Below are 25,477 nucleotides of genomic sequence, written 5' to 3'. Positions count from 1 at the left end.
CGCACCGACCACGGAGACCGACACCGACTTGACCGACCAACGTGCGCGAGTGCTCGAGATCCGCCATGCCGACTCCGAGCCTCCGGGTTTCTACGGCCCACCGCTGACCGACCTCGCGGACGTCACCACCTTGCGGATCTGGCGCGAACCAGTACCCACCGACCTGACCGGATTCGACGCCGTAGTGACCCTCGGCGGCGCCATGGGAGTCGGCGACGCCCAACGCATTCCGTGGATAGACGACGAGATCGCGCTCCTGCGCCGGGCGCTCGACCTGGACATCCCGATCTGGGGCGTATGTCTCGGCGCCCAGATGCTGGCCGCCGCGCTGGACGCCGACGTGTACACGGCCTCCTCACCGGAGGTCGGCATCCACACCGTCACATTGAACGATGCGGGCGCCGCCGATCCGGTCTGGGGCACCGCGCGCGACGACACGTCCGGAACGGTGCCGCCGGAATTCGACGTCGTGCAATGGCATTTCGACACATTCACACTCCCGCCGGGGGCCACGCTGCTGGCGTCGTTGTCGACGTGTGTCAATCAGTTGTACCGCCACGGGAAGTCGTACGGCGTGCAATTCCACCTCGAGGCCGGCGGTGAGCTCGTCGGCGAATGGCTCGACTCCACCGAGTCACGATCGCTGATCACCGAGACCATCGGCGCCGAGGCCACCGATCGTTTCCCCGGCGTCGCCGCAGCCACCGAACCCGTCACCATCCCGCTCGCGCGCACCGTGCTGACCCGGTGGCTGACCGGAGTGGTCCGCGGCTGACGGCATCAGCTGTCGAATCCCAGTCCGATCCGGTCCAGCAGCGTGAGCCATGCGCCACGGCGACCGTTGCGACGTTCGCTGCGCGCCATCTGATGTCGGGTGAAGGCTATTCCGGCCCAGCGGATCGGTTCCGGCGGGAACGGTAAGGGCTTGCGGCGCACCATCTCCAGGGCGGTGCGTTCGGTTCGTAGGCCGTCGACGAGGTCGAGTGCGGTGGCAGCCGCGAAATGCGAGGCGCCGACGCCGAGTCCGGTGAATCCGACCGCCGTCACCACGCGCCCACCGTGGGAGGTGTCCCAGAAGGCGCAGAACCGCGAGCAGGTGTCGATCACCCCGCCCCAGGTGTGCGTCGCAGTGATCCCGTCGAGCTGCGGAAACATCTGCAGGAGATGCTCACCGAGCAGCGCCCATTCACCGGGTTGGTGGGCGCGGCGGGGGTCGTCGTCGGACCCGAAGTGATACGGGGCATCCCAACCGCCGAACAGCATCCGGTTGTCGGCGGTGAGCCGAAAGTAGTGGAAGCGTGGACCACTGTCGGCGAGTCCCTCGCGCCCGGCCCAGCCCAGGGAGGCGAGCTGATCGTCGGACAGCGGTTCGGTCATCAGTGCGTAGTCCCACACCGGGACCGTGTAGAGGCGCAGTCTGCGGACCAGCGATCGGCTCGCCGACGTCGCGACGACGACCCGACCGGCGCGAACGTGCCCGAAATCCGTCCGGGCGCAGATCTCGTCACCCGACGAATCCGAGGTCAGATCCAGAACCTCGGTGCTCTCGAAGATCTGCACGCCGAGCCGTTCGGCTGCCTCGGCGAGGCCGAACGCGAGTTTGGCGGGGTCGAGGATCGAGACATGCGGGTCGTAGAGGGCGCCGCGGACCATCGGGGAGTTGACGCGTTCCCGGGCCGCGGATGCGTCGAGCAGGACGAGATCCTCGCCGAGTGCCTGCCCGGCGGCCGCGGTCTCGGCGAGATCGTCGAACTGCCAGTCGGTGGTCGCGAGGTCGAGTTCCCCGGTGTGCTCGACGTCGGCGTCGATGCCCAGACGTGTCAACGTGTCCTGGATGGCGTCGAGTGTCTCGCGACCCATGCGCAGCAGCGTGGGCATCTCGTCGGGGAACCGCTGCAACCCGTTGCCGAGTCCGTGCGTGAGGCTGGCGGCACAGAAGCCGCCGTTGCGTCCGGAAGCATGTTCGGCGATGCGGTCACGTTCGACGAGCACGATCGATCGGGACGGATTCCGTTCCGCGGCCTGCACCGCCGCCCACAGGCCGGTGAAGCCGCCGCCGATCACCAGCAGATCGGCACCGGTCTCGCCGACGAGTCGGGGCCGGGGTTCGGGACGCAGGTCGCGGTCGAGCCAGTAGGGGCGGGCCGCGGCCTGCGCGACCATCTCGACGCCCCGGTCGGTCGGCCGCGAGGCCCACGTCCGGCCGGTCACGCCGTCGGGCCGTCCAGGCTGAAGATCGTTCGGTGCCATTCCTTTTCGGCGACGCCGTGGATGTCGCTCATGACGTGCTTGATCAGCAGGTACTCGTCGAGCGAGTAGGTCGACATGTCCTTGCCGAAGCCGGAGGCACCGAATCCGCCGTGCGGCATCTCGCTGATGATCGGGATGTGGTCGTTGATCCAGACGCACCCGGCGTGAATCTCACGCGAAGCACGTTGCGCGCGATACACATCGCGCGTCCATGCCGACGCCGCGAGGCCGTACGGGGTGTCGTTGGCGCGACGGATCGCGTCGTCGTCATCGGTGAAACGACTGACCGCGAGCACCGGCCCGAACACCTCGTCGCGGTAGATCTCCGAGTCCTCGGCCACGTCGGCGACGAGCGTGGGCGGGTAGAAGGCGCCCGGACCGTCGGGGACGCCACCGCCGGTGACCACACGCGCGCCGGCCGCCCGCGCACGGTCCACCATCCCGGCCACCTTGTCGCGGTGCCGCCGGGAGATGAGGGAGCCCAGATCGGTTGCCGGGTCGGTCGGATCGCCGATGACAACCCGCGACATCAGGTCTGCGACGCCGCCGACGAAGTCGTCGTAGAGCGCGGGCGCGACGATCGCGCGGGTGGCCGCGGTGCAGTCCTGACCGCCGTTGATGATCGAGCCCGCGACCGCACCGTGGATCGCGGCCTGCAGGTCGGCGTCGTCGAAGACGACGAACGGCGCCTTGCCGCCGAGTTCGAGCTGGATGCGGGCCCCGTTGGTGGCGGCCTGCGCCATCACCTGCCGGCCGACCGCGCTCGAGCCGGTGAAGGTCACCATGTCGACGTCGGGATGCCCGGCGAGATGGGCGCCGGCTTCCGGTCCGGTGCCGACGACGATGTTGAGGACACCGTCGGGCAGTCCGGCCTCGGTGGCGATGCGGGCCATCGTCAGCGTGGTCAGCGGCGTGATCTCGGCGGGTTTCAGCACCACCGCACAGCCGGCGGCGAGTGCCGGGATGACCTTCCACACCGCCATCTGCAGCGGATAGTTCCACGGCGTGATGGTGCCGACGACCCCGACGGGTTCCCGGCGGATCGACGAGGTGTGGTCACCTGAGTATTCCCCGCTCGCCTTGCCCTCGAGATTCCGTGCGACTCCGGCGAAGAAGTCGACGTTGTCGATCGATCCGGGGATGTCGAACTCGGTCGCGAGCCGAACCGGTTTACCGGTGTGGGCGACCTCTTCGGCGATCAGCAGGTCGGACTCGGCGTCGAGCGCCCTGGCCAACGCGAGCAGGACTCCCGCCCGTTCGGCCGGGGTCGCACGACCCCAGGCGGGCTGCGCGGCGCGAGCACTGGCCACCGCGGTATCGACGTCACCGCGACCTGCGAGTTTCACGGCCGCGACCGGCTCATCCGTGGCAGGATTGATCACGATGTGATCGGCACCGGTCGAGTGATGGGGCTTTCCGTCGATCCAGCCGGACGGAATGCTGGTTGGAGAGGACATACCCCCAGATCCTACCGCCGCCGTTGCGGATTCACGTGTCGAAATCCGGTTTCGTTGCGGATTCAGTCGTCTGTGTTGCGGTCCGCTGCGGAATCCGTCACGATCATGGGGTGGCTGACCCTGCATCCACACAGTTGGACGCAACTGCGAAGAAGATCATCGAACTCCTGCAGGCCGATGGTCGGAGTAGCTATGCCTCCATCGGCAAGGAAGTCGGCCTGTCCGAGGCCGCCGTCCGCAACCGGGTCCAGAAGCTCAGCGAGAGCGGACTCATGCAGATCGTCGCGGTCACCGATCCCCTCAAGCTCGGGTTCGCCCGCCAGGCGATGATCGGAATCCGCTGTGTGGGTGACACCCAGGCTCTGGCGCAACACCTCGCCGAACACCCCGAGATCGACTACGTCCTGCTGACCGCGGGATCGTTCGACATCCTGATCGAGGTCGTCTGCGAGAACGACGACCATCTCCTGGAGATCCTGAACAAGAAGGTGCGCGTGCACCCGGAGGTCGTCGGCACCGAGACCCTCGTCTATCTCAAACTCGTCAAACAGCAATACAACTGGGGAACCAGATGACCGACTGGAAGTCACGATGACACTGACCGCACCCTCGACACCACCCGATTCCGCCCGGTCGCTCGGCGAGCGCAGTGCGGCGCACCTCTGGGGACACTTCGCCCGGCACGGCGACGCCATCACGCCGCCGGTGATCACCCGCGGCGAGGGTATGCGCATCTTCGACGATCAGGGACGCAGCTACCTCGATGCGCTCGCCGGACTATTCGTCGTGCAAGTGGGTCACGGTCGGGAGGAACTGGCCGAGGCCGCCGCCAGGCAGGCCAAGGATCTCGCGTTCTTCCCGTTGTGGTCGTACGCGACTCCCCCGGCGATCGAACTCGCCGAACGCCTCGCCGCCTATGCACCCGGCGACCTCAACCGAGTCTTCTTCACCACCGGTGGCGGCGAAGCCGTCGAGAGCGCTTGGAAGCTGGCCAAGCAGTACTTCAAGCTCGTCGGGAAACCCGGTAAGCACAAGGTGATCTCGCGTGCGGTCGCCTACCACGGCACACCGCAGGGCGCGCTCGCCATCACCGGTGTGCCGGCCCTCAAGGAGGCCTTCGAGCCGTTGACGCCCGGGGCCTTCCGCGTGCCGAACACCAACATCTACCGGGCGGCCGACGACATGTCCGCCGACCCGAAGAAGTTCGGCCGCTGGGCCGCCGACCGCATCGCCGAGGCGATCGAGTTCGAGGGCCCGGACACGGTGGCGGCGGTCTTCCTCGAGCCCGTCCAGAACGCCGGCGGGTGCTTCCCGCCGCCGCCCGGCTATTTCGAGCGGGTCCGCGAGATCTGCGACGAGTACGACGTTCTCTTGGTCTCCGACGAGGTGATCTGCGCGTTCGGCCGCATCGGGTCGATGTTCGCCTGCGACGACTTCGGTTATGTCCCCGACATCATCACCTGCGCCAAGGGCATGACATCGGGCTACTCCCCGATCGGCGCGATGATCGCCAGCGACCGCCTGTTCGAACCGTTCCGCGACGGCACCACGACGTTCGCCCACGGTTACACCTTCGGCGGGCACCCGGTGTCGGCGGCAGTCGCGCTGGCCAACCTCGACATCTTCGAGCGCGAGGGCCTCAACGAGCACGTCAAGACCCAGGCACCGGCGTTCCGGACGACCCTCGAGAAGCTCCACGACCTGCCGATCGTCGGCGACGTACGCGGCGAGGGGTACTTCTACGGGATCGAACTCGTGAAGGACAAGGCCACCAAGGAGACGTTCACGGCGGCCGAGTCCGAGCGCATCCTGCGCGGATTCCTCTCCACCGCACTGTTCGACGCAGGGCTCTACTGCCGCGCCGACGACCGCGGCGACCCCGTCGTGCAGCTCGCCCCACCGCTCATCGCGGGCCAGGCCGAGTTCGACGAGATCGAGCAGATCCTGCGGTCGGTACTGGGCCAGGCGTACTCGCTGCTGTAGTCCACGCGGCCGAACGTCTGACACGGCCGCTCCGCGCGTCCTGAGCCTGCGCGGTTGCGCTGGTAATTTGCGGTCGGTGACCTCGGGGTGGACTCGCCGGACCTCATCGGCGCTCGTCGCCGCCCTGCTCGGGCTACTACTGTGCGTGATCGCCGCAGGTCCGACAAGTGTCGGACGAGCCGGCGCGGTTCCCGTCCCGACCGGTGCACCGCCGGCCTTCACGACGCCCGTCACCGACCACTGTCCGCACAAGACCGGCACCCCACCGGCCGTCGACGAGTCCGAGGTCGTCGCACCCGGTTCGACGACCCCGCCCCCGCTGCCGGTCCCCACTCCGCCGATCGGGGGCGAGGACCTCGGGTACTGCGGCGTCGTCGCCGATCCCGCCGCGGGTCCGGTTCCCCCTCGGCTCACCTCGGCCGGGTGGCTGATCGCCGACCTCGACTCCGGCAATGTCATCGCGGCCAAGGATCCGCACGGGCGGTACCGGCCGGCGTCGACGATCAAGGTGCTGCTCGCGCTCATCGTGCTCGACGAGCTCGATCTCGACGCGACGGTCGTCCCGACCGCCGAGGACTGGAGCACCGAGGGCGACTCCTGCGGGATGGGGCCCGGCGGTCGCTACTCCGTCCGCGACCTGCTGACCGGACTGCTCATGGTGTCGGGCAACGACTGCGCCAACGCCCTCGCGCGCGAACTCGGCGGTGTGGAGACCACGCTGGAAAAGATGAACGAACGCGCCCGCGAGCTGGGCGCCGCCGACACCCGCGCGGCCAGCCCGTCGGGTCTCGACGCCGCCGGGATGTCCTCCTCGCCGTACGACCTCGCCCTGATCTACCGGGAAGCGATGGCACAGGGGACCTTCCGTGAGTTGATCGCCAAGCCCACGTTCCGGTTCCCCGGTTATCCCCGCCGACCCGACGTTCCCGGCGACAAGGACCATCCGCCGTACGACATGTACAGCAGCAACCGCCTTCTGGTGGACGGCTACCCGGGCATGCTCGGTGGCAAGACCGGGTACACCGACGATGCACGGAAGACCTTCGTCGGCGCGGCGGAGCGCGACGGAAGACGCATCCTCGTCGTCCAGATGTACGGACTGTCGGTCGAGGGCGACATGTACTGGGATCAGGCGCGGGAGATGTTCGAGTACGGATTCCGGGCCGGGCCGGAGATCACCGTCGGACGTCTCGTCGAATCGTCCGGTGAGGCGGCCGAAACCACCGCACCGCGCGCCGCATCGTCGGCGGACTCCCACCTCGCGAGCACCGGTTCCGACGCCGCCTCCCCCATCTCGGTCCGCATCCTCATCGGACTCCTCGCAGCACTCGCCGCCGTGGTCCTGTTGCTGCTGGGATTGAGGCTCTTCGGGCGTAGGTGACGGATCAGATCCGTTCCCACTCAGCGCGCTCGACTCGACAACCATCCGATCAGCACGCTGATCCCCGCACCAACGCCCGCGGCGGCTGCGAGTGCCGCGGGCCGTGGCGTCGGATTGACCTCGACGGTCGGTGAGATGACCACAGGCCGACGCAGTTCCGCGTCCGGGTCCTCCTCGACCTGGAACCCGGCGTTCGCCGGGTCGGTCGCACACCAGGCGGCGGCGTAGAGCACGATGCGTGACGCGAGGTAGGCGAACACCATGACACCGAGGATCGGGCCGAAGGCCACTCCGGCGGGGCTGCTCAACACCGACTGGAGGTAGAGCCCGCCGACCGTCTTGACGATCTCGAAAGCGACCGCGGTGATCAGACCAGCTTTCAGGGTGTTGCGGAATGGCAACTGCACCAAGGGAAGCCGCGCCATGATGAATGTGAACAACGCCCAGGTGGCAAGGATCGAAACCGCGATGGACACCAGTCGGACGAGGACCGGCGCCCACGACGCATCGTCGAGGCCGACCCATCCGAGCACGGTCCGCGTGAGACCCGAATTTCCCAGGGCGGTAAGGGCCATCGTCACTGCGAACGCGACACCGAGTCCGGCGAAGGTCACCAGGTCCCAGACCTTCGACATCACCGCGTTGCGTTGCACCCGGCCGCCCCACATCTCGGTCATGCCGGTGCGTACACCGGAGATCCAGCCGATGCCGGTGAACGCGGCACCGAGCAGACCGACCACACCCACCGTGGTGCGGGAGTCGATGGCCGAGGTGATGATGTCGGATACCTGGTCGCCGAGCTGCCCCGGCATCTTCTCGACGACGGCGTCCTGGATGCTCTGCAACAACTCGGGCTGCCGGGCCAGCACGAAGCCGGCCACCGCGAACGCGACCATGATGATCGGGACGAGCGCGAGGATGCCGTTGAAGCTGATGCTCGCGGCATACAGGTTGCCGCGACGGTCGTTGTAGCGATCGACCGTCCGGAGAAGATGGTCGAGCCACGTCCAGCGTTCGCGCCGGTCCTCGTAGATCGACTTCGCCCGGGTGACGAGCGACTTCCCCGAATCGACCACCGAACTCACCGCACGCCTCCTCGTCGGGTCGCCGAGGGCGCCGGACTCTCGCAGACCGTGTCAGCGCCTCGGTGACAGGAAACCCACCTTGTCATAGACCGACTCCAGGGTCGCCGAGGCCACCGCCCGGGCGCGCTCCGCGCCACGCGCGAGGATCACGTCGAGCTGGGCGGGGTCGTTCATGTACTCGGTGACGCGGCCGCGTAGCGGCGTGACGAACTCGGCGAGGACGTCGGCGGTCTCGACCTTCAGATCGCCGTATCCCTTGCCCTGGTACTTGTCGACGAGGACGTCCACCGGGGTGCCGCTCAACGCCGACTGGATGGTCAGCAGGTTGCTGACACCGGGCTTGTTCTCCGGGTCGAAGCGGATCTCGGTCTCGGTGTCGGTCACCGCGGAACGAATCTTCTTGGCGGACCTCTTCGGCTCGTCGAGCAGATTGATGAGGCCCTTGTCGGTCTCGGCCGACTTGCTCATCTTCGCGGTCGGGTTCTGGAGGTCGTAGATCTTGGCGAACTCCTTGACGATGTACGCCTGCGGGACCTTGAGAACCTTGCCGAACCGAGAGTTGAAGCGCTGCGCGAGATCGCGGGTGAGTTCGAGGTGCTGACGCTGGTCCTCACCCACCGGAACCTGATCCACCTGGAACGCGAGGATGTCCGCGGCCATCAGGATCGGATAGGTGAACAGCCCGACGCCCGCGGCGTCGACGCCCTGCTTGGCCGACTTGTCCTTGAACTGCGTCATCCGGCTCGCCTCACCGAAACCGGTGATGCACGACAGCACCCACGTCAGCTCGGCGATCTCCGGGATGTGCGACTGGACGTAGATCGTGGAGCGCTCGGGGTCGACGCCGACGGCCAGCAGCTGAGCTACCGACAGTCGCGTGCGCTCGGCAAGGGTCTTCGGATCGAACGACGCCGTGATCGCGTGCATGTCGGGGATGAAGTAGAAGGCCTCGAAGTCGTCCTGCAGGGCCACCCACTGGCGAACCGCACCCAGGTAATTGCCGAGGTGGAAGGAATCGCTGGTGGGCTGGATTCCCGACAGTACGCGGGGGCGGGCGGCGCCGGATGCGGAGACGTCAGAACTCATCGGTCCATTTTCGCAGACCCGCAAAGCCCTTTTCCGCCGGTGCCCGCATCACTCGTAGACGACGGTGACCGGCGCGTGATCCGACCAGCGCAGGTCGTAGGCGGCTGCCCGATCCACTGTCGCCTTCACCGCACGCTCGGCGAGCGAACGGTTGGTGAGTTGGTAGTCGATCCGCCATCCGGAGTCGTTGTCGAACGCCTTGCCGCGCCACGACCACCATGAATATGGACCGCTCTCGCCGGGATAGAGCTCGCGGGTGACGTCGTGCCACCCGGCTTCGAGGAGGCCACCCACCCACGCGCGCTCGTGCGGCAGGAAGCCCGGGCTCTTGAGGTTGCCCTTCCAGTTCTTGATGTCCTCCTCGGCGTGGGCGATGTTCCAGTCGCCGCCGACGACGACGTGGCGGCGACGGCGGACGAGCCGGCCGAGGTGCGCGCCGAACTCGTCGAGGAACCTCATCTTCTCCTCGTACTTGACGACGTCCTTCTCGGCATCGGTGAGCGCCGCACCCTTCGGCAGGTACAGACTGGCCGCGGTCACCGGCCCGAGGTCGGAGTCGAGGTCGACCTCGAGGTAGCGGCCGAGGTCGTCGAATTCCGCACTGCCGAAGCCGAAGCGGACGGCGGCCGGCTCGGTACGGGTCAGCACGCCGACACCGGCATGTCCCTTGACCGAGGACTCGCTCATCGTGAGATGCCAGCCGGCGTCGAGCGCAGGAGCCAGGGCGTCCCGGGCGAGGTCCTCGCTCGCCCGCACCTCCTGCAGCAGCACGACGTCGAGCGACGAGTCCTCCAACCAGGGCAGGAAGCCGCGGTTGGTCTCGGAACGATGTTTGACCGCCGCGCGGATTCCGTTGACGTTGACCGTGGAGATGGAGAGTGGCACGGGGCCACATCCTACGGATGCGGTCCGACAGACCAACGCCCGCAAGCCTTCTTCGCGGACGGTTCCCGACGTCTCGGATTGAGACGAAAAAGAGGTAAGGCAACCCTTGTGCATCCCGGGAGAGATATGTAAGCATTACCTAATCCAGGCACTACGTTAGGTCCGAAGATGTTCGTTTGTATTTGCCGCGCTGTCACCGTCGACGAGGTCCACGAGCACTGCGATGCCGGTGCCTACACCATCGACGACATCAGCGACCGCTGCGGCGCGGGCGAGGGCTGCGGAACCTGCCTGGAGAAACTCGACAGCATCCTGAGCGAAAGGCTGGCCACCTCGACGAGCGCTGCATGACCTGACTTCAGACAACTCCAGCAACAACCTCGCCCGAGTACGCGCGCGGGGCGTTTTGCCGTGTTAGCTTCATCACTACGATTGTCCGGCTAACGGGAGGCTGTCATATGCGTGGCGACGACGAGGTCATTGCACTGCTCAACGAGCAGCTCACGAGCGAGCTCACCGCGATCAACCAGTACTTCCTCCACGCGAAGATGCAGGAGAGCTGGGGTCTCACGGAGATCGCGGCCAAGACGCGCGCCGAGTCCATCGAGGAGATGACGCACGCCGAGATCCTCACCGACCGCATCCTCTTCCTCGACGCGCTGCCCAACTACCAGCGTCTGCTGCCGCTGCGCATCGGTCAGTCCATCCGCGAACAGTTCGAGTCGGACATGGCGATCGAGGTCGAGGTCGTCGAACGACTGCGCCCGGGCGTCGCGATGTGCCGCGAGAAGGGCGACATCACCAGCGCGAACCTCCTCGAGAAGATCCTCGCCGAGGAGGAAGAGCACATCGACTACCTCGAAACCCAGCTCGAGCTGATCAACAAGATCGGCGAACCGCTCTACCTGTCGAAGACGATGGCGACGCCGCCGACCAACGGCTGACGTTCCGCGCTCAGGCGGGGACCGGGCGGCGACGCGCCGTCATGAACGCGACGACAGCGACCGCGATGCCGCCGACAGCGAGGACCGCGCCGATCACCGCCGGTGACAAGAATCCCCATCCGGCACCGACGACCACGCCTCCGAGGAACGCGCCCGCGGCATTGGCGATGTTGAGCGCCGAGTGATTGAGGGCGGCGGCCAACGTCTGGGCGTCGGCTGCGACGTCCATCAGACGTGTCTGTAGCGCGGGGATCATCGTCGTTCCGGTCAGCGCGACGAGGTACGTGAGTATCAGTGCCGCCCACGCATTCTCGGCGAGTACGGCGAAGGCGGCGAGCGCCACCGCACTGGTGGACAATCCGGCGAGGATCGCGGTCGAGACGTTGCGGTCGGCCGCCCAGCCGCCGACGAAGTTGCCGGTCACCATGCCCAGGCCGTACAGCATCAGGGCGATCGGCACGATCGAGACCGGCAGCCCCGTCACCGAGGTGAGAGCCGAGTTCAGGTACGTGTAGAAGGCGAACATCCCGCCGAAGCCGACGACACCGATCACCAGCGTGAACCACACCTGAGATCGCCGAAGCGCGCCGAGTTCGGTCAGCGGGTCGGTGATCGTCATGCCGGACAGGCTCGGGAGCACACGGACCAGTGACACGACGGTCGCGATGCCGATGGCGACGACGATCGCGAACGCGGTGCGCCACCCGAACGTCTCCCCCAGCCAGGCCGCCGCCGGTACGCCGACGACGTTCGCGACCGAGAGACCGAGCATCACCTGCCCGACCGCCTTGGCGCGATGACGCGGACCGGCGAGGTGCGCGGCGACCAGTGCCGCGACGCCGAAGTACGCACCGTGCGGAAGACCGGCGACGAACCGCGCCACGAGAAGGAGTCCGTACGACGGCGCCAGGACCGTGGCGAGGTTGCCGATCGTGAACGCCACCATCAGGGCGATCAGGAGCACCCGCCGCGACATCCGCGCGGTGAGCGCCGCGATCAGCGGAGCGCCCACCACCACGCCGAGTGCGTAGGCCGAGATGACGTGACCGGCGGTGGGCTCGGAGACGCCGAGGGAACCGGCGATGTTCGGTAGCAGACCCATCGCGACGAACTCGGTGGTTCCGATACCGAAACCGCCGAGGGCGAGCGCGAGGATGGTCAGCCTGCGGGCTCTGCTCGAGATCCCCGAGGAGGGGCGCTCTGCGACGTCCGACGTCGCGTCGTCGAGCACGTCGATGGCGAGGTCGTCCGGTGCACCGGTGGTCGTCGTGGGGGCTTCAGGCACGCCTCATGCCAACCGGCCCTCCGACACCACCATTCCCCGACGGCCGGTGAGTTCGTTCACACAGCGAACGACCAGTCGTTGTACAGCGCCTACTCCGAGCCGGAATCACCGCCGGAAGAACTGTCCGAACCGCCACCGCTGCCGTCGGAGCTGCTGGAATCCGAGCCACTGCCACCGGAGTCCGACTTTGAACCTCCGCTACTGCTGTCGCCGCGGCCGGAAGCGCTCGAATCCGAGCCCCCGGAGCCCGAGCCGCTGTCGGAACCGCTCGAATCCGAACCACCCGAATCCGGGGCCCCGGAGTCGGTGCTGCCGGAATCGTCGGTGTCGCTGTCAGGACCACCCGCACCCGAGGCGCCGTCATCCGACGACGGCCCGGCCGACGAGTCGGTCTCCGACCGCGTGACGCCCGGGTCGGTGCCTCCGGTCGACGAGTCGGTCCCGTCTCCACCACCGGCCGGGGTGTTGTCGTGGTCGGTGACCGGCGCCGAGGTGTCCGTGCCCGCAGACGGGTCGCCGATCGACTGACCGTCGGCCACCTCGGTGACCGCGGGCGAACCGCTACCGCTGCCCGACGCCTCGACTTCTGGAGCCGTGGTCTCGGGATCGTCGTCGACCGTGGCGACGAACCGGGCCAGCGCCACCGATGCCGAGGAGTCATCGTCGGCCGGCAGTGCAAGGGTGTTCGGCTGCGAGGTGATCGACGGTCCGACGATCGCGCCCGCCCAGTACCGCACGAAGTTCACCGGCAGCAGCACGATGCTGCGCACACTCGCGGCGAGAGCATTCACACCACGCATGAGTCGTGCCGGGGACAGACTGACGATGCCCTGCAGGATGTCCTCGAACACGAAGAGGTCGGGCAGGTAGGCGCCGTAACCGAGTTGCGGCAGCGGGGGCAGGAATCCCTGGACCAGACGGACGACGGGCTGCAGGTTGGCCAAGGTGATGCCCAACGGGAGGCCGATCGTCGGACGACCGGACAGGAAGTCGCCGATCTCGCCGGTGTACCCGAGGTCGTTCGCCCAGCCCTGGACCAACTCGGCGAAAGCGGACTTCGCCCCCACCATGCAGACCGTCCCGGTCGCGGTCCCCGCGCCGCTGCACGAGACCGGCCGCGTCGCCCACTGCGACGCGGGGTCGCGATACATCGCGTACGGGTAGAGGAAGTGCTTCGTCTGGTATCCGAGGATGCCGTCGATGGCACCGATGGGGTCGTACAGCGGATCCGGCAGGTCACAGATGGGGTCGCCGTCGATGCACACCGACACCACCCGATCGGACACCGTTCCGAACCCCGCATCCGCACCGTTCGCGCCGCGCGGCCCAGACATCGTCAGACCTGGGATCACACCGATCATCGACAGCTCGATACCCCGCCCGGTCTTGTCCCCGGCACGTCGCGGATCGGAGTACAGCTCGCCGCTGATGACATCCGGGTCGATGGTCACCATCACCGGGTTGCCGTCGTCGTCGAGCAACGGTTCACCGTTCTCGTCGATCGCGACGACCTCACCGGCCGTGCCGTTCCCGATCTCGGACAGCACGTCACCGGCCACACGGGCGCCCTGCGAGTACCCGGCCACGACGACGGGCTTGCCCTGGCACTGCGACTGGTAGCCGGCGATCGTCGACTTGGTCGCTGCGGTCCCCTGCGCGACGCTCGAGTCGTATCCCGTCGCACCCAGTGGCCACAGGGTCGTCGGATAGTCCGCATAGATGACCTGGTAGGCGTTGTCGCTGGCGTACGGCGAGTTCGGATCGGGCTGATTGTCGGGCCCGAGCCCTGTGTAGCGCTGTTTCACGCCGACGAGGTACTGCCCCTCCGGGTCGTTGGTGCCGCCCACGATGACGACCGCGCCCGCGCCGCACGAGTCCGCCTTCGCCTCGGGGACCCCGCCGACCAGGCCGAAAGACGCGGCCACCGCCACGCCGGTCGCGGTTGCGATCAGAAACGACGTCCGACGCGACCTGAGATGCTTCATTGCCTTCATGAGGCCCACTCCTCACCACACCCGGAAACGCTTCAGGGATGAAGAGGCGTCCTCCGCCGGGATTGACCCGAACGTTAGGGCATCGAAGCGAACCTGACAGGACGCTGAGAACTGCTAATGATCTTGTACTGGCGATTCACGCTGAACATCTACCGATTTCAACCGCTCGGAGGACACGCTCAGTACACGTTTCGGAACGCTGATGAGGAGTTCGATTCGGCGTGACCGGGAGGGTTCTCTGGCACTCACATCCGTGTTATATCCTTGTCGCCAGGTCATGAGTATCAGCGACAAGCCCCGGCTTGCTGATCGGCAACCCTCCAACCGCGGTGGGGTGCTCCGGGTGATGACCGGGTTGTGGGATCGCGGAAGCGAAGCCCCGGCAAGCGCGGGTCCGAAGGTCGGACCCCAACAGGGTCGAGTTTGGCCCTGCCGACCGTAGAAAGTGATCAACAGTCATGTCTGATGCCAACGAAGGCACCAATCCAGCCGACACGTGGAGCTTCGAGACCAAGCAGATCCACGTAGGCCAGGCCGCCGACGCAACCACGAACGCCCGGGCGCTGCCGATCTACCAGACCACCTCCTACGTCTTCAACGACACGCAGCACGCGGCGAACCTCTTCGGTCTCGCGGAGCCGGGCAACATCTACACCCGCATCATGAACCCGACCCAGGACGCGGTCGAGCAGCGGATCGCGGCCCTGGAGGGTGGCGTCGCGGCCCTGCTCGTGTCGTCGGGTCAGGCTGCCGAGACCTACTCGATCCTGAACATCGTCGAAACCGGCGGTCACGTGGTGTCGAGCCCGCGTCTGTACGGCGGCACCTACAACCTCTTCCACTACACCCTGCCGAAGCTGGGCATCGAGGTGAGCTTCGTCGAGGATCCCGAGGATCCCGCGTCGTGGCAGGCGGCCATCAAGGACAACACCCGAGCGCTGTACGGCGAGTCGATCTCCAACCCCAACAACGAGATCCTCGACATCAAGGGCATCTCCGAGGTCGCACACCGCAACGGCCTGCCGCTGATCATCGACAACACCGTCGCCACCCCGTACCTGATCAACCCGCTGGCCCACGGCGCCGACGTCGTCGTCCACTCGGCCACCAAGTACATCGGCGGACACGGCACCGCGATCGGCGGCGTGATCGTCGACGGCGGCACCTTCGACTGGCGCGTCCAGCGTGACGGTGAAGACCTGTTCCCCGGCTTCACCACCCCGGACCCGAGCTACCACGGTGCGGTGTTCGCCGACCTCGGCGCCCCGGCCTTCGCGCTCAAGGCCCGCGTCCAGTGGCTGCGCGACACCGGTGCCGCCATCGCACCGTTCAACGCCTTCCTGCTCGCCCAGGGCCTCGAGACCCTGAGCTTGCGCATCGAGCGCCACGTCGCCAACGCGCAGAAGGTCGCGAAGTTCCTCGAGGGTCACGCGCAGGTCGAGTCCGTCGCCTACGCCGGCCTCGAGTCCTCGCCGTGGTACCAGCGCGGCCAGGAACTCGCCCCCAAGGGCCAGGGTGCGATCATCGCCTTCGAGATCAACGGCGGTGTGGACGCGGGCAAGAAGTTCGTCGACGCCCTGAGCCTGCACAGCCATGTGGCGAACATCGGCGACGTCCGTTCGCTGGTCATCCATCCGGCCTCGACCACCCACAGCCAGCTGACCCCCGAGGAGCAGCTCGCCGCGGGTGTCACCCCGGGCCTGGTGCGCCTGGCCGTGGGCATCGAGGGAATCGACGACATCCTGGCGGATCTCGAACAGGGCTTCGCAGCCGCCAAATAGGACAGGTGAGGCAGTTTTGTCGGTGAGTATCGACCTGAACGCGCAAGCGTCTGATCAGCCCGACTGGGAATCGGTCCCGGACGGGAAGCTCGTCGGCATGAGCATCGGCTCGCTGCCTCTCGACAGCGGTGAACGGATCGACAACGTCACCCTGGCGTTCCAGCGCTGGGGGACGTTGTCGCCGTCCCGCGACAACGTCATCCTCACCCTGCACGCACTCACCGGCGACTCCCATGTCACCGGTCCCGCCGACGCCGAGCACGAGACACCCGGCTGGTGGGACGGCCTCATCGGCCCGGGCCAGGCCATCGACACCGACGAGTGGTGCGTCATCTCGGCCAACGTGCTCGGTGGGTGCAAGGGATCGACCGGTCCCGGGTCTCTCGCCTCCGACGGTCGGCCCTGGGGATCACGCTTCCCGCAGATCACCGTGCTCGACCAGGTCCGCGCCGAGGTCGCGCTCCTCGACCGCCTCGGAATCCGCAGCGTCGGAGCCGTTCTCGGCGGATCGATGGGCGGGGCCCGCGCACTCGAATGGGCCATCGAATACCCGGAGCGCGTTCGCAGCGCACTGGTGCTGGCCGTCGGTGCCCGCGCCACCGCCGACCAGATCGGCATCCAGACCACTCAGATCGCCGCCATCAAGTCCGACCCGGCCTGGCACGGCGGCAACTACCACGGAACCGGCCAGACGCCGCTGACCGGGATGGGCATCGCCCGTCAGATCGCGCATCTGTCGTACCGCAGCGAGCCCGAACTCGACGAGCGCTTCGCCAACGAACCGCAGGGCGACGAGCAGCCGCTGCTCGGCGGCCGGTACGCCGTCCAGAGCTACCTCGAGCACCAGGCGTCGAAGCTGATGCAGCGCTTCGATCCAGGCAGCTACGTGGTGCTCACCGAGGTCCTCAACCATCACGACGTCGGCCGCAACCGCGGCGGCGTGCAGAAGGCGCTCAACGAGTGCAAGGTCCCGGTCATCGTCGGCGGAATCGACTCGGATCGCCTGTACCCGTTGCGGTTACAGGCCGAGCTCGCCGAAGAACTGGGCAACTGTGTCGGCGGTTTGCAGGTCGTGCGCTCCGACACCGGACACGACGGCTTCCTCACCGAGTTCGACGCCATCAGCGACCTGCTCAAGCGCACGGTCGAGCTCGCTCGCCGCGACGCCTGACTTTTCGGATCCTCCCCGGTCTGAAACCGGCCGTCTGCGCTCAGCGCGGGACTGGTACCGGGGTACTCGACGACGCCGGTGGTGCCGTCCGCACGGCTCCGGATTCCGGTGTCTCTTCGCGAGGCGCTGACCCCGACGACCGATTGGGTACCGATCTGTTCGGTGTCGGCGTCAGCGGCGGCGGAGCCGGCGTGGTGTTCCGCGGCCGGATCTCCTTGGGCAACAGCGTCGGCGGGATCGGGGGTGTCGAGCCCGGCGCGAACGGCAGCGTCGGCCACGGGAACGGCGACAACGTGCGTGTGCTCGTCCCGGTCGACGGCGCGGTCGGCGGCAATTCGGTGGTGGCCCAGCCCGGCTGCTGGTTCCACGCCGGCGGCTCAACCGGTTGCAGCGGTTGGGTGGGCTGCTCGTAGGTCTGCTCGACCGGCTGGTCCGGGATCTGCGTCACCGGGGCCGAGGTGGTCGTCGGCGCCGGCTCGGAGCTCCGCTCGCTCGTCGTGGCGGCGGCGGGGACGCTACTCACCGTCGACGACGGCTCGGTGATCTGACGTTCGGCGAACGAAGAGCTGACCGCATAGACGGTGATCAGGGCCGCGGCGATGATCGCGCCCGCAACCGCGAGCGGTGTGGCCGACAGCCACTCGCGCTGCCGTTGTCCGCCGATGAAGGCGAGCCGGGTTGTGCCCGAATAGGTTTCGCCGGCCAGAAGAGCCGCACCAGTCGCCGCGACCAGTTCCGGGGTCGACGGGCAGACCGTGTCGAAGTCGTGGCCGCGGGCCAGGTCGCGGACCGCAGGGAGATTGGCGAGACCGCCGACGAAGACCACCGCATCGGGGTCGACTCCGCGGGCGGACGCTTCGGCGACGTATCGGTCGAACACCTCGCGCGCCTCGCGGACCATCGGCGCCACCGCGTCCGCCACATGGGATTCGGTCAGCGCGACCCGCCCGGCACCGCCCGGGAGTGCCACCGAGGGACCGCCGGACCCCGAATGTCCGTAGGAGATCTCTTCTTTCGCCGTCCGGCAGGCGCTGAGCAACTCGCTGCGACCGGCGCGGGTGCGCGAGGCGTCCCCGAGCGACGGATTGTCGGCGGTGAGGTTCGCGGCGATGGCACGGTCGAGACGACGTCCGCTGAGGACCGTCGAGCGTTCCACACCCGTGATCCGGCGACTGCGCGGATCGACGGTGTAGATCGACATGCCGGTGTCGCCGCAGTCGACGACGACGGCGGTGGAGAATCGATCGATCTCGCCGGTGTCGGCGAGGTAGGCGACCACGGCCTCGTCCTCGGCGACCAATCGGATCTGGCGACGGGGGCCGCTCCCCCGCGATCGCAGGTGGCGTCGTTGAGCGGCGGTCCGGGCAGCCACTCCGATCGGACCCACCCGGGCGCCGGCCTCGCGGGCGGCGCCGAGCATGACGTCGATGCCGGCGTTGACGCGGCCCGCACCGTCGAGACCGTCGGTCGGGTCGACGTCGATGACGCGGGAATCCACCACGCTGCGGCCGAGATCGTCACGCGTCAGCAGGACGTAGTGGATCATGCCGGCGCCTGCCGACACGCCCATCGACGTCGCTTCGTTCACATGGTCATCGGTCGGTGTTGCGGTGATACGTACTCCAGCGGTCGGTGCGTCTGCCCCAGCGTCGTACTCGGTGCTGCTCGGCAGAGAGTTGCCTGGTCAGGCGCGACCACTCGTTCTGAAGGTCACGCTCAGGTCTCTATTGTAATCAATCCGTGCCCAGAGAGTCGATCGATGTGGCGAGCCAGAGCATCACACCGCCGACCGTCGCCATCACCGATACGTCGAACAATTTCCCTCTGACCTGCAGCAATCCCGCCTGAGACGACGGGATGAACGCACGGAGCAGCGCTCCGACGAGAAGCGCCGCACCGAACACGAAGGATCCGCGTCGCCATCGGTCGAACATCACGAGCAGGGCAGCCGCCAGGACACCCAGCATGACCAGCAGGTACGGGATCTGAACGAGAACCGCACGCACCCCCCGCACCGGCTCGGGCCCGGGCTCGGCATCGTGATGTCCGTCACCCGAGGCCGGCGGCCGCAACCGATTCGGATCCGACGAGGGCAGATCCGCTCCGGTGGGACCGACGCGCGGCTCGTCCGGGCTCACGCCGTGCCGCCGCCCTCAACCCCGGCGACGGCGCCGGCAGCGGCCTGCTGGGCGGCGAGCTGCTGCTCGGCCCGTTCGACGACGTTGACGAGCAGGAACGCGCGCGTCAGCGGTCCGACGCCGCCGGGGTTCGGCGAGACGTGTCCGGCGACCTCCCACACGTCGGGATGCACGTCGCCGACCAGGCCCTCGTCGGTCCGGCTGACGCCCACGTCGATGACCGCGGCACCCGGCTTCACCATGTCCTTGGTGATCAGATGCGGCACGCCGGCGGCCGCGACGACGATGTCGGCGCGCTCGACCTCCGACCGGAGATCCGCGGTGCCGGTGTGGCAGAGGGTGACCGTGGCGTTCTCGCTGCGGCGCGTCAGCAGCAGACCGATAGGCCGGCCGATGGTGACACCGCGACCCACGACGGTGACGCGGGCACCGGCGATCGGGACGTCATAACGACGAAGGAGGTGGATGACGCCGCGCGGTGTACACGGCAGCGTCGACTCCTTGCCGAGTACGAGTCGCCCGAGGTTGATGGGGTGGAGTCCGTCGGCGTCCTTGAGCGGGTCGATCCGCTCGAGCGCCGCGTTCTCGTCGAGGTGCTTGGGCAGCGGCAGCTGCACGATGTATCCGGTGCAGGCCGGGTCGGCGTTGAGTTCGTCGATCGCGGCGTTGAGCTGCTCGGTGGTCGTGTCGGCCGGGAGGTCCTTGCGGATGGAGGCCACCCCGATGCGGGCGCAGTCCGAGTGCTTGCCTTTCACATAGGACTGCGAGCCCGGGTCGTCGCCCACGAGCACGGTGCCCAGACCGGGGGTGATGCCCTCCTCGCGCAGTGTGTTCACCCGTTCGGTGAGATCTGCGAAGATCTCGTCGCGCGTGGTCTTGCCGTCCAGTCGTATCGCGGTCACGCCCGACATTCTTCCATCCACGGCGACTCTGCTGTGAGCCACTACTGTCTGTGCCGTGAGAGCAACACGGGCCGACGTCGACCTCGCTGCGGCAACCATCTCCCCGCTCGTGCGGCGGACACCGACGCTGCGCACCGCCATCGAGTCCGTCGACGGCCCCCGGGACGTCGTCTTCAAACTCGAATACCTCCAGCTCGGCGGCTGTTTCAAGGTGCGGGGCAGCCTGTGGGCGACGCTGCACGCACGCGCGGAGGGAACACTGACCGACGCCGGGGTTCTCGTCGCATCGGGAGGCAACGCCGCGATCGGCGCCGCCTGGGCCGCACGGATCGCCGGCGTGCCGTGCACCGTCGTGATCCCGGAAACCGCGCCCGAGGTCAAGGTCCAGACGTTGCGAACCCTGGGTGCGCAGGTGCACCTCGTCGGGCTGCGCTATCAGGACGCCGCCGACGCCGCCGTCGAACTCGCCGCCACCACCGGCGCGCTCCCGCTGCATGCCTACGACCTGCCCGACATCGTCGCGGGTGCGGGCACGATCGGCCTCGAGGTGACCGAGGACATCCCCGGTCCGCTCACCACCGTGGTCTGTGTCGGTGGCGGTGGCCTCATCGCGGGCCTCGCGGCGACCCTGCGTCCGGGCGACCGTCTCGTGGGTGCCGAACCCCTCGGGGCGTCATGTCTTCACCAGGCGCGGGCAGCGGGGTCGCCGGTCCCGGTCGAACTCGAGAGCGTCGCCGCCGACTCCCTCGGCGCCACCCGCGTCGGTGACATCTGCTGGGAGACCGCCGCGCAGCACCCCGGCGTCGACAGCGTGCTGGTGACCGACGACCAGCTCATCGCCGCGCGGCGGATGCTGTGGGACTCGCACCGCATCCTCGTCGAACACGGCACCGCTGCCGCCGTCGCCGCGGTGACCACCGGAGCGGTTCGGCCGGAACCGGATTCGACGCTGTGCATCGTGCTGTGCGGGGCAAACACGGGCTCCGACCTGTAGCGGCGCCGTCATCGACGCCGAGCCGTGCGACTACGCTGGGCACATCATGTTCCGGATCATGTTCTATCAACCCTGCATCCCGCCGAACACCGGAAACGCGATCCGGCTGGCCGCCAACACCGGGTGCGAACTGCACCTCATCGAACCGTTGGGGTTCTCGATGTCCGACGCCCAGGTCAAGCGGGCGGGGCTGGACTATCACGAAATGGCCAATGTAACCGTGCATCCCAACCTGGTGACGGCGTGGACCACGCTGAAGCCCGAGCGGGTGTTCGCGTTCACCGCACACGCAGAGCGCTATCACACCGATGTCGACTACCGGCCCGGCGATGTGCTGTTGTTCGGTCCGGAACCCACGGGTCTGCCCGACGAGGTTCTCGCCGAACCCGAGGTCACCGACCGGGTGCGCATCCCGATGCTCGCCGGCCGTCGATCACACAACCTCGCCAACGCGGCGAGCATCGTCGTCTACGAGGCATGGCGGCAGAACGGTTTCGCCGGCGCCGTTTAGTCGACGCGGTACCGCTTGGTGCGGGCGGTGGCCCCGCCGATGAGCGCGACCTTGCTCTTGGGTACGCCGAGATGTGAGGCGAGCAGTTCGGCGACCGCCTTGTTGGCACGACCCTCGGTGGCGGGTTCGCGAACGTAGATGGTGAGGGTTCCGTCGGGGCCGGCTTCCACCAGCGGCCCCTTGCTGCTCTTCGGCTTGACGGTCACCACGACCTGCTGCGACATCGATGTCCCCGATTCGTAGTTTGTCACTCCGGCAGGCCCTCACGGGCTACTGCCAGTCTCTGGATCTGGTTCCCACTCGAAGATCCATGCGCTGCAAACGATCTGCGACGACGGTCACGGCGCCTTCGGCATTCTGTACCCGACCGCGCACCAGCAATGCCGGTGCGGTCTGTGCCAATACACGGTACCGCGCCCAGAGGCCGACGGAACACACCACGTTGACCATTCCGGTCTCGTCCTCGAGGTTGATGAAGGTCACGCCGGAGGCCGTCGCAGGTCGTTGGCGGTGGGTCACCGCGCCGCCGATCAGTACGCGCGCGCCGTCGGGCACCGACAGCAACCGGTCCGCGGCCACCACCCCCATCGCGTCGAGCCGAGGGCGCAGGAACTGCGTCGGATACGACTTCGGGGTGATACCGGTGGCCCAGGCGTCGGTGGCCGCCAGCTCGATGTCGGACAGGCCGGGCAGCGTCGGCGTGGCACCCGCCGATCGCAGTTCCAGCTGGTCGTCACGAACGGTCGCGGCCGCCCCGGCCTCCCAGAGCGCCTGTCGCCTGCTGAGACCGAAACCGTCGAAGGCCCCGGCCCCGGCGAGACCCTCGAGTTCCTTGGCGCTCAACGCGGCCCGGCGGGAGACGTCGGTGATGTCGGTGTACGGGCCGTCGGCGCGCCGGTCGACGATCCGCTGGGCCACCTCCTCCCCGACCCCGCGCACCTCGTCGAGCCCCAGCCGCACGTCGAGGCCCTCGTTCTCCAGCGTCGCGTGAGCAAGAGAAGCGTTGATGTCGGGGCGATGGACCGCCACCCCGTGCCGGCGGGCGTCGGCGACCAGGGTCTGCGGCGAGTAGAAACCCATCGGTTGCGCCCGCAGCAGCGCCGCGCAGAACGCGGCCGGGTGATGCAGCTTGAACCACGACGAGTAGAAGACCAGCGACGCGAAACTCTGCGAATGACTCTCCGGGAAGCCGAAGTTGGCGAAGGCGGCCATCTTCTCGAAGATGCGGTCGGCGGTGTCCCCGGTGATGCCGTGGAGCTTCTCCATGCCGGCATAGAAGCGTTTGCGCAGGCGTTCCATCTTCTCCGGCGACCGTTTGGAACCCATCGCCCGACGCAGCTGGTCTGCCTCGGAGGCGTCGAAACCCGCGACGTCGACGGCCAGCTGCATCAGCTGCTCCTGGAACAGCGGCACACCCAGCGTCCGCTCGAGGGCCTTGTGCATCGACGGGTGTTCGACGGTGACCGGCTCGTCTCCGTTGCGCCGTTTGATGAAGGGATGCACCGAACCGCCCTGGATGGGTCCGGGGCGGATCAACGCCACCTCGACGACCAGGTCGTAGAAGCAGCGCGGTTTCAGCCGCGGCAGGGTCGCCATCTGGGCGCGGGACTCCACCTGGAACACACCGACCGAGTCGGCGCGGCACAGCATTTCGTAGACCGCCGGTTCGGCGAGGTCGAGCGTGGCGAGATCGACCTCGATGCCCTTGTGCTCGGCGACCAGATCGATCGCGTAGTGCAGCGCCGAGAGCATCCCGAGACCGAGCATGTCGAACTTGACCAGCCCGATGGCCGCGCAGTCGTCCTTGTCCCACTGCAGCACGCTGCGGTTCTCCATCCGCGCCCACTCCGTGGGGCAGACGTCGGCGATGGGCCGGTCACAGATCACCATGCCACCGGAGTGGATACCCAGATGCCTTGGCATACCGAGGATCTCACCGGCCAGATCGGTCACGTCGGATGGCGCGGCGTCCGGGGACTTGGCCCAGGCATCCTGCTGCCCGGGCGCATATCCCAGCGCCCTCGCCATGTCCCGGATCGCCGACTTGCCTCGGTAGGTGATGACGTTGGCCACCTGCGCGCTGCGATCCCGGCCGTACCGGCGGTAGACGTACTGGATGGCCTCCTCACGACGGTCGGACTCGATGTCGACGTCGATGTCGGGCGGCCCGTCGCGTTCGGGGGCGAGGAACCGCTCGAACAGCAGCTTGTTGGCGACCGGGTCGACGTTGGTGATCCCCAGGGCGTAACAGACCGCCGAGTTGGCGGCGCTCCCCCGGCCCTGGCACAGGATGTCGTTGGCCTTGCAGAAGTCGACGATGTCGGCGACGACGAGGAAATAGCCGGGGAACGTGAGGGTTTCGATGATGGCGAGTTCGTGTTCGATCTGCCGGTAGGCCTGCGGATGTTCGACGGGTGTGCCGTATCGGCGCCGGGCGCGGGTCATGGTGAGTTCGCGCAACCAGCTGGCCTCGGTGTACCCCTCCGGCACGTCGAACGGCGGCAACTCCGGCGCGATCAGACCGAGCCGAAAGGCGCAGTCTGCGGCGATGCCGACCGCGTTGTCGATCGCGTCGAGGTGAGCGGGCATCAGCCGGGCCATCTCGTCGCCGCTGCGCAGGTGTGCGCCGGCGACCCCCGGCATCCAGCCGGCGATGGTCTCGATGTCGGTGCGTGCCCGAACCGCCGCCATCGCCATCGCCAGCCGGCGGCGTCGGGGTGCGGCGAAGTGCGCACCCGTGGTGGCGACCGTCGGCACCCCGGCGCGTGCGGCGAGACCGGCGAGCACCGCATTGCGTTCGTCGTCGTCGGGCATGCCCTGGGCGGTGAGTTCCAGGACGACGTTGCCGTGACCGTAGGTTTCGATCATCTCCCGCAGCGCGATCTCCGCGGCCGGGACACCGCCGCGGTCCAGCGCCCGCCGGACCGCGCCCTTCCGGCAGCCGGTGAGGATCAGCCAGTGTCCGTCGCCGGCGCCGGACAGGGCGTCGCGGTCGTAACGCAGCAAGCCCTTCTCGCCCGCCACCATGTGTGCCTCGGCGATGGTCCGCGACAGCCGCCGGTAGCCCTCGCCGTCGCGGGCGAGGACCAGCAGGTGTTCTCCCGGTGGATCGTTGAGGCCGCTCCGGGCGATGTCGGGTTCCAGCGACAGCTCGGCACCGAAGACCGTCGGCATGCCGAACTCGCGGGCGGCCTCGGCGAACCGGACGATGCCGTAGAAGCCGTCGTGATCGGTGACGGCCAGCGCTTGCAGTCCGAGCCGTTCCGCCTCCTCGACCAGCTCCTCCGGCATCGACGCGCCGTCGAGGAAGCTGTACGAGCTGTGGGCGTGGAGTTCGGCATAGGCCACCGACGACGAGCCGCGCGCGATGTCCTCCGCCTGGTAGGCGCCTCGTTTGCGCGACCAGGCCGGGCTGTCGCCGCCGTCGCCCGGGAACATGGCGTGGTCGCTGTCATCGGGGCCGAAAGCGGTACCCGGACGCCCGCCGTCGGGTGCCCGACCGGAGAGCACCCGCTCCATCTCCGACCACGTCGGTGGTCCCTGATCCCAGCCCACCCGAGCAGTCTATCGAACATGCATTCGAATGGACATCTCGATTCCCGCCCCGCGGTCGTTGCGCTCGGCACAAGT

The 25,477-nt window shown here is 67.9% G+C and carries 22 protein-coding genes and 1 riboswitch; of the genes, 10 read left to right on the top strand and 12 right to left on the bottom strand.

Going from position 1 to position 25,477, the window contains the following annotated elements; all coding sequences use genetic code 11:
* Nucleotides 1–28: 28 nt before the first annotated feature.
* Complete coding sequence (locus GKZ92_RS08255; protein ID WP_155225161.1) at nucleotides 29–775, top strand: type 1 glutamine amidotransferase; 747 nt, start codon at nucleotides 29–31, stop codon at nucleotides 773–775.
* A 5-nt stretch (nucleotides 776–780) separates the two neighbouring features.
* On the opposite strand, the gene GKZ92_RS08250 is transcribed toward GKZ92_RS08255, so the two are convergent.
* The gene (locus GKZ92_RS08250) at nucleotides 781–2,211 is read right to left on the bottom strand and encodes an NAD(P)/FAD-dependent oxidoreductase (protein WP_084813154.1); all 1,431 of its coding nucleotides are present in this window, start codon (nucleotides 2,209–2,211) and stop codon (nucleotides 781–783) included.
* Nucleotides 2,208–3,707: a gamma-aminobutyraldehyde dehydrogenase gene (locus GKZ92_RS08245; RefSeq protein ID WP_042376732.1), complete on the bottom strand. Its 1,500-nt coding sequence runs from the start codon at nucleotides 3,705–3,707 to the stop codon at nucleotides 2,208–2,210. Before GKZ92_RS08245 ends, GKZ92_RS08250 begins: the two co-directional genes overlap by 4 nt.
* Nucleotides 3,708–3,817: 110 nt before the next feature.
* On the opposite strand from GKZ92_RS08245, the gene GKZ92_RS08240 reads away from it, so the two are divergent.
* The 3 genes from GKZ92_RS08240 (at nucleotide 3,818) to GKZ92_RS08230 (ending at nucleotide 7,071) form a co-directional block, all read left to right on the top strand.
* Nucleotides 3,818–4,282, top strand: coding sequence for an Lrp/AsnC family transcriptional regulator (locus tag GKZ92_RS08240; RefSeq protein ID WP_006865946.1), 465 nt, complete (start codon nucleotides 3,818–3,820; stop codon nucleotides 4,280–4,282).
* A 16-nt stretch (nucleotides 4,283–4,298) separates the two neighbouring features.
* Entirely contained in the window at nucleotides 4,299–5,690 is a 1,392-nt protein-coding gene (locus tag GKZ92_RS08235; RefSeq protein ID WP_042376729.1) for an aspartate aminotransferase family protein, read from the top strand.
* A 76-nt stretch (nucleotides 5,691–5,766) separates the two neighbouring features.
* Nucleotides 5,767–7,071, top strand: a complete 1,305-nt coding sequence (locus GKZ92_RS08230) for a D-alanyl-D-alanine carboxypeptidase family protein (protein ID WP_042376727.1) — start codon at nucleotides 5,767–5,769, stop codon at nucleotides 7,069–7,071.
* 20 nt (nucleotides 7,072–7,091) lie between these two features.
* Here the strand turns inward: GKZ92_RS08230 and GKZ92_RS08225 are convergent, their stop codons facing one another.
* From GKZ92_RS08225 to GKZ92_RS08215, 3 genes are read right to left on the bottom strand one after another with little or no spacing between them, the layout of a single operon-like run.
* Complete coding sequence (locus GKZ92_RS08225) at nucleotides 7,092–8,156, bottom strand: YhjD/YihY/BrkB family envelope integrity protein (RefSeq protein ID WP_042376725.1); 1,065 nt, start codon at nucleotides 8,154–8,156, stop codon at nucleotides 7,092–7,094.
* 51 nt (nucleotides 8,157–8,207) lie between these two features.
* Nucleotides 8,208–9,242: a tryptophan--tRNA ligase gene (trpS, locus tag GKZ92_RS08220; protein WP_042376723.1), complete on the bottom strand. Its 1,035-nt coding sequence runs from the start codon at nucleotides 9,240–9,242 to the stop codon at nucleotides 8,208–8,210.
* Nucleotides 9,243–9,290: 48 nt separating this feature from the next.
* On the bottom strand, nucleotides 9,291–10,127 hold the full coding sequence (locus GKZ92_RS08215) for an exodeoxyribonuclease III (protein ID WP_042376721.1): 837 nt from the start codon (nucleotides 10,125–10,127) through the stop codon (nucleotides 9,291–9,293).
* A 168-nt stretch (nucleotides 10,128–10,295) separates the two neighbouring features.
* On the opposite strand from GKZ92_RS08215, the gene GKZ92_RS08210 reads away from it, so the two are divergent.
* A complete protein-coding gene (locus GKZ92_RS08210; protein ID WP_006359176.1) occupies nucleotides 10,296–10,478 on the top strand; it encodes a (2Fe-2S)-binding protein in 183 nt (60 codons plus the stop codon).
* Between the two features lie 107 nt (nucleotides 10,479–10,585).
* Nucleotides 10,586–11,071 (top strand): bacterioferritin, encoded by a 486-nt coding sequence (bfr, locus tag GKZ92_RS08205; RefSeq protein WP_035750583.1) that lies wholly within the window; start codon nucleotides 10,586–10,588, stop codon nucleotides 11,069–11,071.
* 10 nt (nucleotides 11,072–11,081) lie between these two features.
* On the opposite strand, the gene GKZ92_RS08200 is transcribed toward bfr, so the two are convergent.
* Both GKZ92_RS08200 and GKZ92_RS08195 read right to left on the bottom strand, forming a co-directional pair.
* Nucleotides 11,082–12,356: an MFS transporter gene (locus GKZ92_RS08200; RefSeq protein ID WP_042376719.1), complete on the bottom strand. Its 1,275-nt coding sequence runs from the start codon at nucleotides 12,354–12,356 to the stop codon at nucleotides 11,082–11,084.
* A gap of 89 nt (nucleotides 12,357–12,445) precedes the next feature.
* Nucleotides 12,446–14,350, bottom strand: coding sequence for a cutinase family protein (locus tag GKZ92_RS08195; protein ID WP_155225160.1), 1,905 nt, complete (start codon nucleotides 14,348–14,350; stop codon nucleotides 12,446–12,448).
* 273 nt (nucleotides 14,351–14,623) lie between these two features.
* Nucleotides 14,624–14,745, top strand: a riboswitch (SAM riboswitch).
* A 63-nt stretch (nucleotides 14,746–14,808) separates the two neighbouring features.
* Here GKZ92_RS08195 and GKZ92_RS08190 point away from each other — a divergent pair.
* Nucleotides 14,809–16,131 carry a bifunctional o-acetylhomoserine/o-acetylserine sulfhydrylase gene (locus tag GKZ92_RS08190; RefSeq protein WP_006359172.1) on the top strand — a complete coding sequence of 441 codons (1,323 nt, stop codon included), beginning with the start codon at nucleotides 14,809–14,811 and terminating at the stop codon, nucleotides 16,129–16,131.
* A 16-nt stretch (nucleotides 16,132–16,147) separates the two neighbouring features.
* A complete protein-coding gene (gene metX / locus GKZ92_RS08185) occupies nucleotides 16,148–17,302 on the top strand; it encodes a homoserine O-acetyltransferase MetX (protein ID WP_006359171.1) in 1,155 nt (384 codons plus the stop codon).
* A 40-nt stretch (nucleotides 17,303–17,342) separates the two neighbouring features.
* Here the strand turns inward: metX and GKZ92_RS08180 are convergent, their stop codons facing one another.
* The 3 genes from GKZ92_RS08180 to GKZ92_RS08170 form a co-directional block, all read right to left on the bottom strand.
* Nucleotides 17,343–18,872, bottom strand: a complete 1,530-nt coding sequence (locus GKZ92_RS08180; RefSeq protein WP_155225692.1) for an Hsp70 family protein — start codon at nucleotides 18,870–18,872, stop codon at nucleotides 17,343–17,345.
* 163 nt (nucleotides 18,873–19,035) lie between these two features.
* Nucleotides 19,036–19,269, bottom strand: coding sequence for a DUF3017 domain-containing protein (locus tag GKZ92_RS08175; RefSeq protein ID WP_210735478.1), 234 nt, complete (start codon nucleotides 19,267–19,269; stop codon nucleotides 19,036–19,038).
* A gap of 167 nt (nucleotides 19,270–19,436) precedes the next feature.
* Nucleotides 19,437–20,342 carry a bifunctional methylenetetrahydrofolate dehydrogenase/methenyltetrahydrofolate cyclohydrolase gene (locus tag GKZ92_RS08170; RefSeq protein WP_187346476.1) on the bottom strand — a complete coding sequence of 302 codons (906 nt, stop codon included), beginning with the start codon at nucleotides 20,340–20,342 and terminating at the stop codon, nucleotides 19,437–19,439.
* A 55-nt stretch (nucleotides 20,343–20,397) separates the two neighbouring features.
* Here GKZ92_RS08170 and GKZ92_RS08165 point away from each other — a divergent pair, with 55 nt between their 5' ends.
* Together GKZ92_RS08165 and GKZ92_RS08160 are read left to right on the top strand one after the other, a co-directional pair.
* Entirely contained in the window at nucleotides 20,398–21,336 is a 939-nt protein-coding gene (locus GKZ92_RS08165) for a serine/threonine dehydratase (RefSeq protein ID WP_035750580.1), read from the top strand.
* A gap of 46 nt (nucleotides 21,337–21,382) precedes the next feature.
* Nucleotides 21,383–21,847 (top strand): tRNA (cytidine(34)-2'-O)-methyltransferase, encoded by a 465-nt coding sequence (locus GKZ92_RS08160; protein WP_006359166.1) that lies wholly within the window; start codon nucleotides 21,383–21,385, stop codon nucleotides 21,845–21,847.
* Here GKZ92_RS08160 and GKZ92_RS08155 read toward each other — a convergent pair.
* A complete protein-coding gene (locus GKZ92_RS08155) occupies nucleotides 21,844–22,071 on the bottom strand; it encodes a DUF167 domain-containing protein (protein WP_006359165.1) in 228 nt (75 codons plus the stop codon). The two genes, GKZ92_RS08160 and GKZ92_RS08155, sit on opposite strands and share 4 nt — an antisense overlap.
* A 46-nt stretch (nucleotides 22,072–22,117) precedes the next feature.
* Nucleotides 22,118–25,402: an error-prone DNA polymerase gene (locus GKZ92_RS08150; protein WP_006359164.1), complete on the bottom strand. Its 3,285-nt coding sequence runs from the start codon at nucleotides 25,400–25,402 to the stop codon at nucleotides 22,118–22,120.
* Nucleotides 25,403–25,477 lie beyond the last annotated feature (75 nt).

The sequence above is a fragment of the Gordonia sp. 135 genome (assembly GCF_009720185.1).
Classification (GTDB): domain Bacteria; phylum Actinomycetota; class Actinomycetes; order Mycobacteriales; family Mycobacteriaceae; genus Gordonia; species Gordonia alkanivorans.
This window is presented reverse-complemented; position numbering and strand designations above follow the sequence as displayed.

Excerpts from the sequence above, each read along its gene's own strand:
- GKZ92_RS08245 (WP_042376732.1), bottom strand. The coding sequence starts at position 3,707 with ATGTCCTCTCCAACCAGCATTCCGTCCGGCTGGATCGACGGAAAGCCC.
- GKZ92_RS08235 (WP_042376729.1), top strand. The coding sequence starts at position 4,299 with ATGACACTGACCGCACCCTCGACACCACCCGATTCCGCCCGGTCGCTC.
- trpS (WP_042376723.1), bottom strand. The coding sequence starts at position 9,242 with ATGAGTTCTGACGTCTCCGCATCCGGCGCCGCCCGCCCCCGCGTACTG.
- GKZ92_RS08210 (WP_006359176.1), top strand. The coding sequence starts at position 10,296 with ATGTTCGTTTGTATTTGCCGCGCTGTCACCGTCGACGAGGTCCACGAG.
- bfr (WP_035750583.1), top strand. The coding sequence starts at position 10,586 with ATGCGTGGCGACGACGAGGTCATTGCACTGCTCAACGAGCAGCTCACG.
- GKZ92_RS08195 (WP_155225160.1), bottom strand. The coding sequence starts at position 14,350 with ATGAAGGCAATGAAGCATCTCAGGTCGCGTCGGACGTCGTTTCTGATC.
- GKZ92_RS08190 (WP_006359172.1), top strand. The coding sequence starts at position 14,809 with ATGTCTGATGCCAACGAAGGCACCAATCCAGCCGACACGTGGAGCTTC.
- GKZ92_RS08180 (WP_155225692.1), bottom strand. The coding sequence starts at position 18,872 with ATGGGCGTGTCGGCAGGCGCCGGCATGATCCACTACGTCCTGCTGACG.
- GKZ92_RS08175 (WP_210735478.1), bottom strand. The coding sequence starts at position 19,269 with ATGCTGGGTGTCCTGGCGGCTGCCCTGCTCGTGATGTTCGACCGATGG.
- GKZ92_RS08160 (WP_006359166.1), top strand. The coding sequence starts at position 21,383 with ATGTTCCGGATCATGTTCTATCAACCCTGCATCCCGCCGAACACCGGA.
- GKZ92_RS08155 (WP_006359165.1), bottom strand. The coding sequence starts at position 22,071 with ATGTCGCAGCAGGTCGTGGTGACCGTCAAGCCGAAGAGCAGCAAGGGG.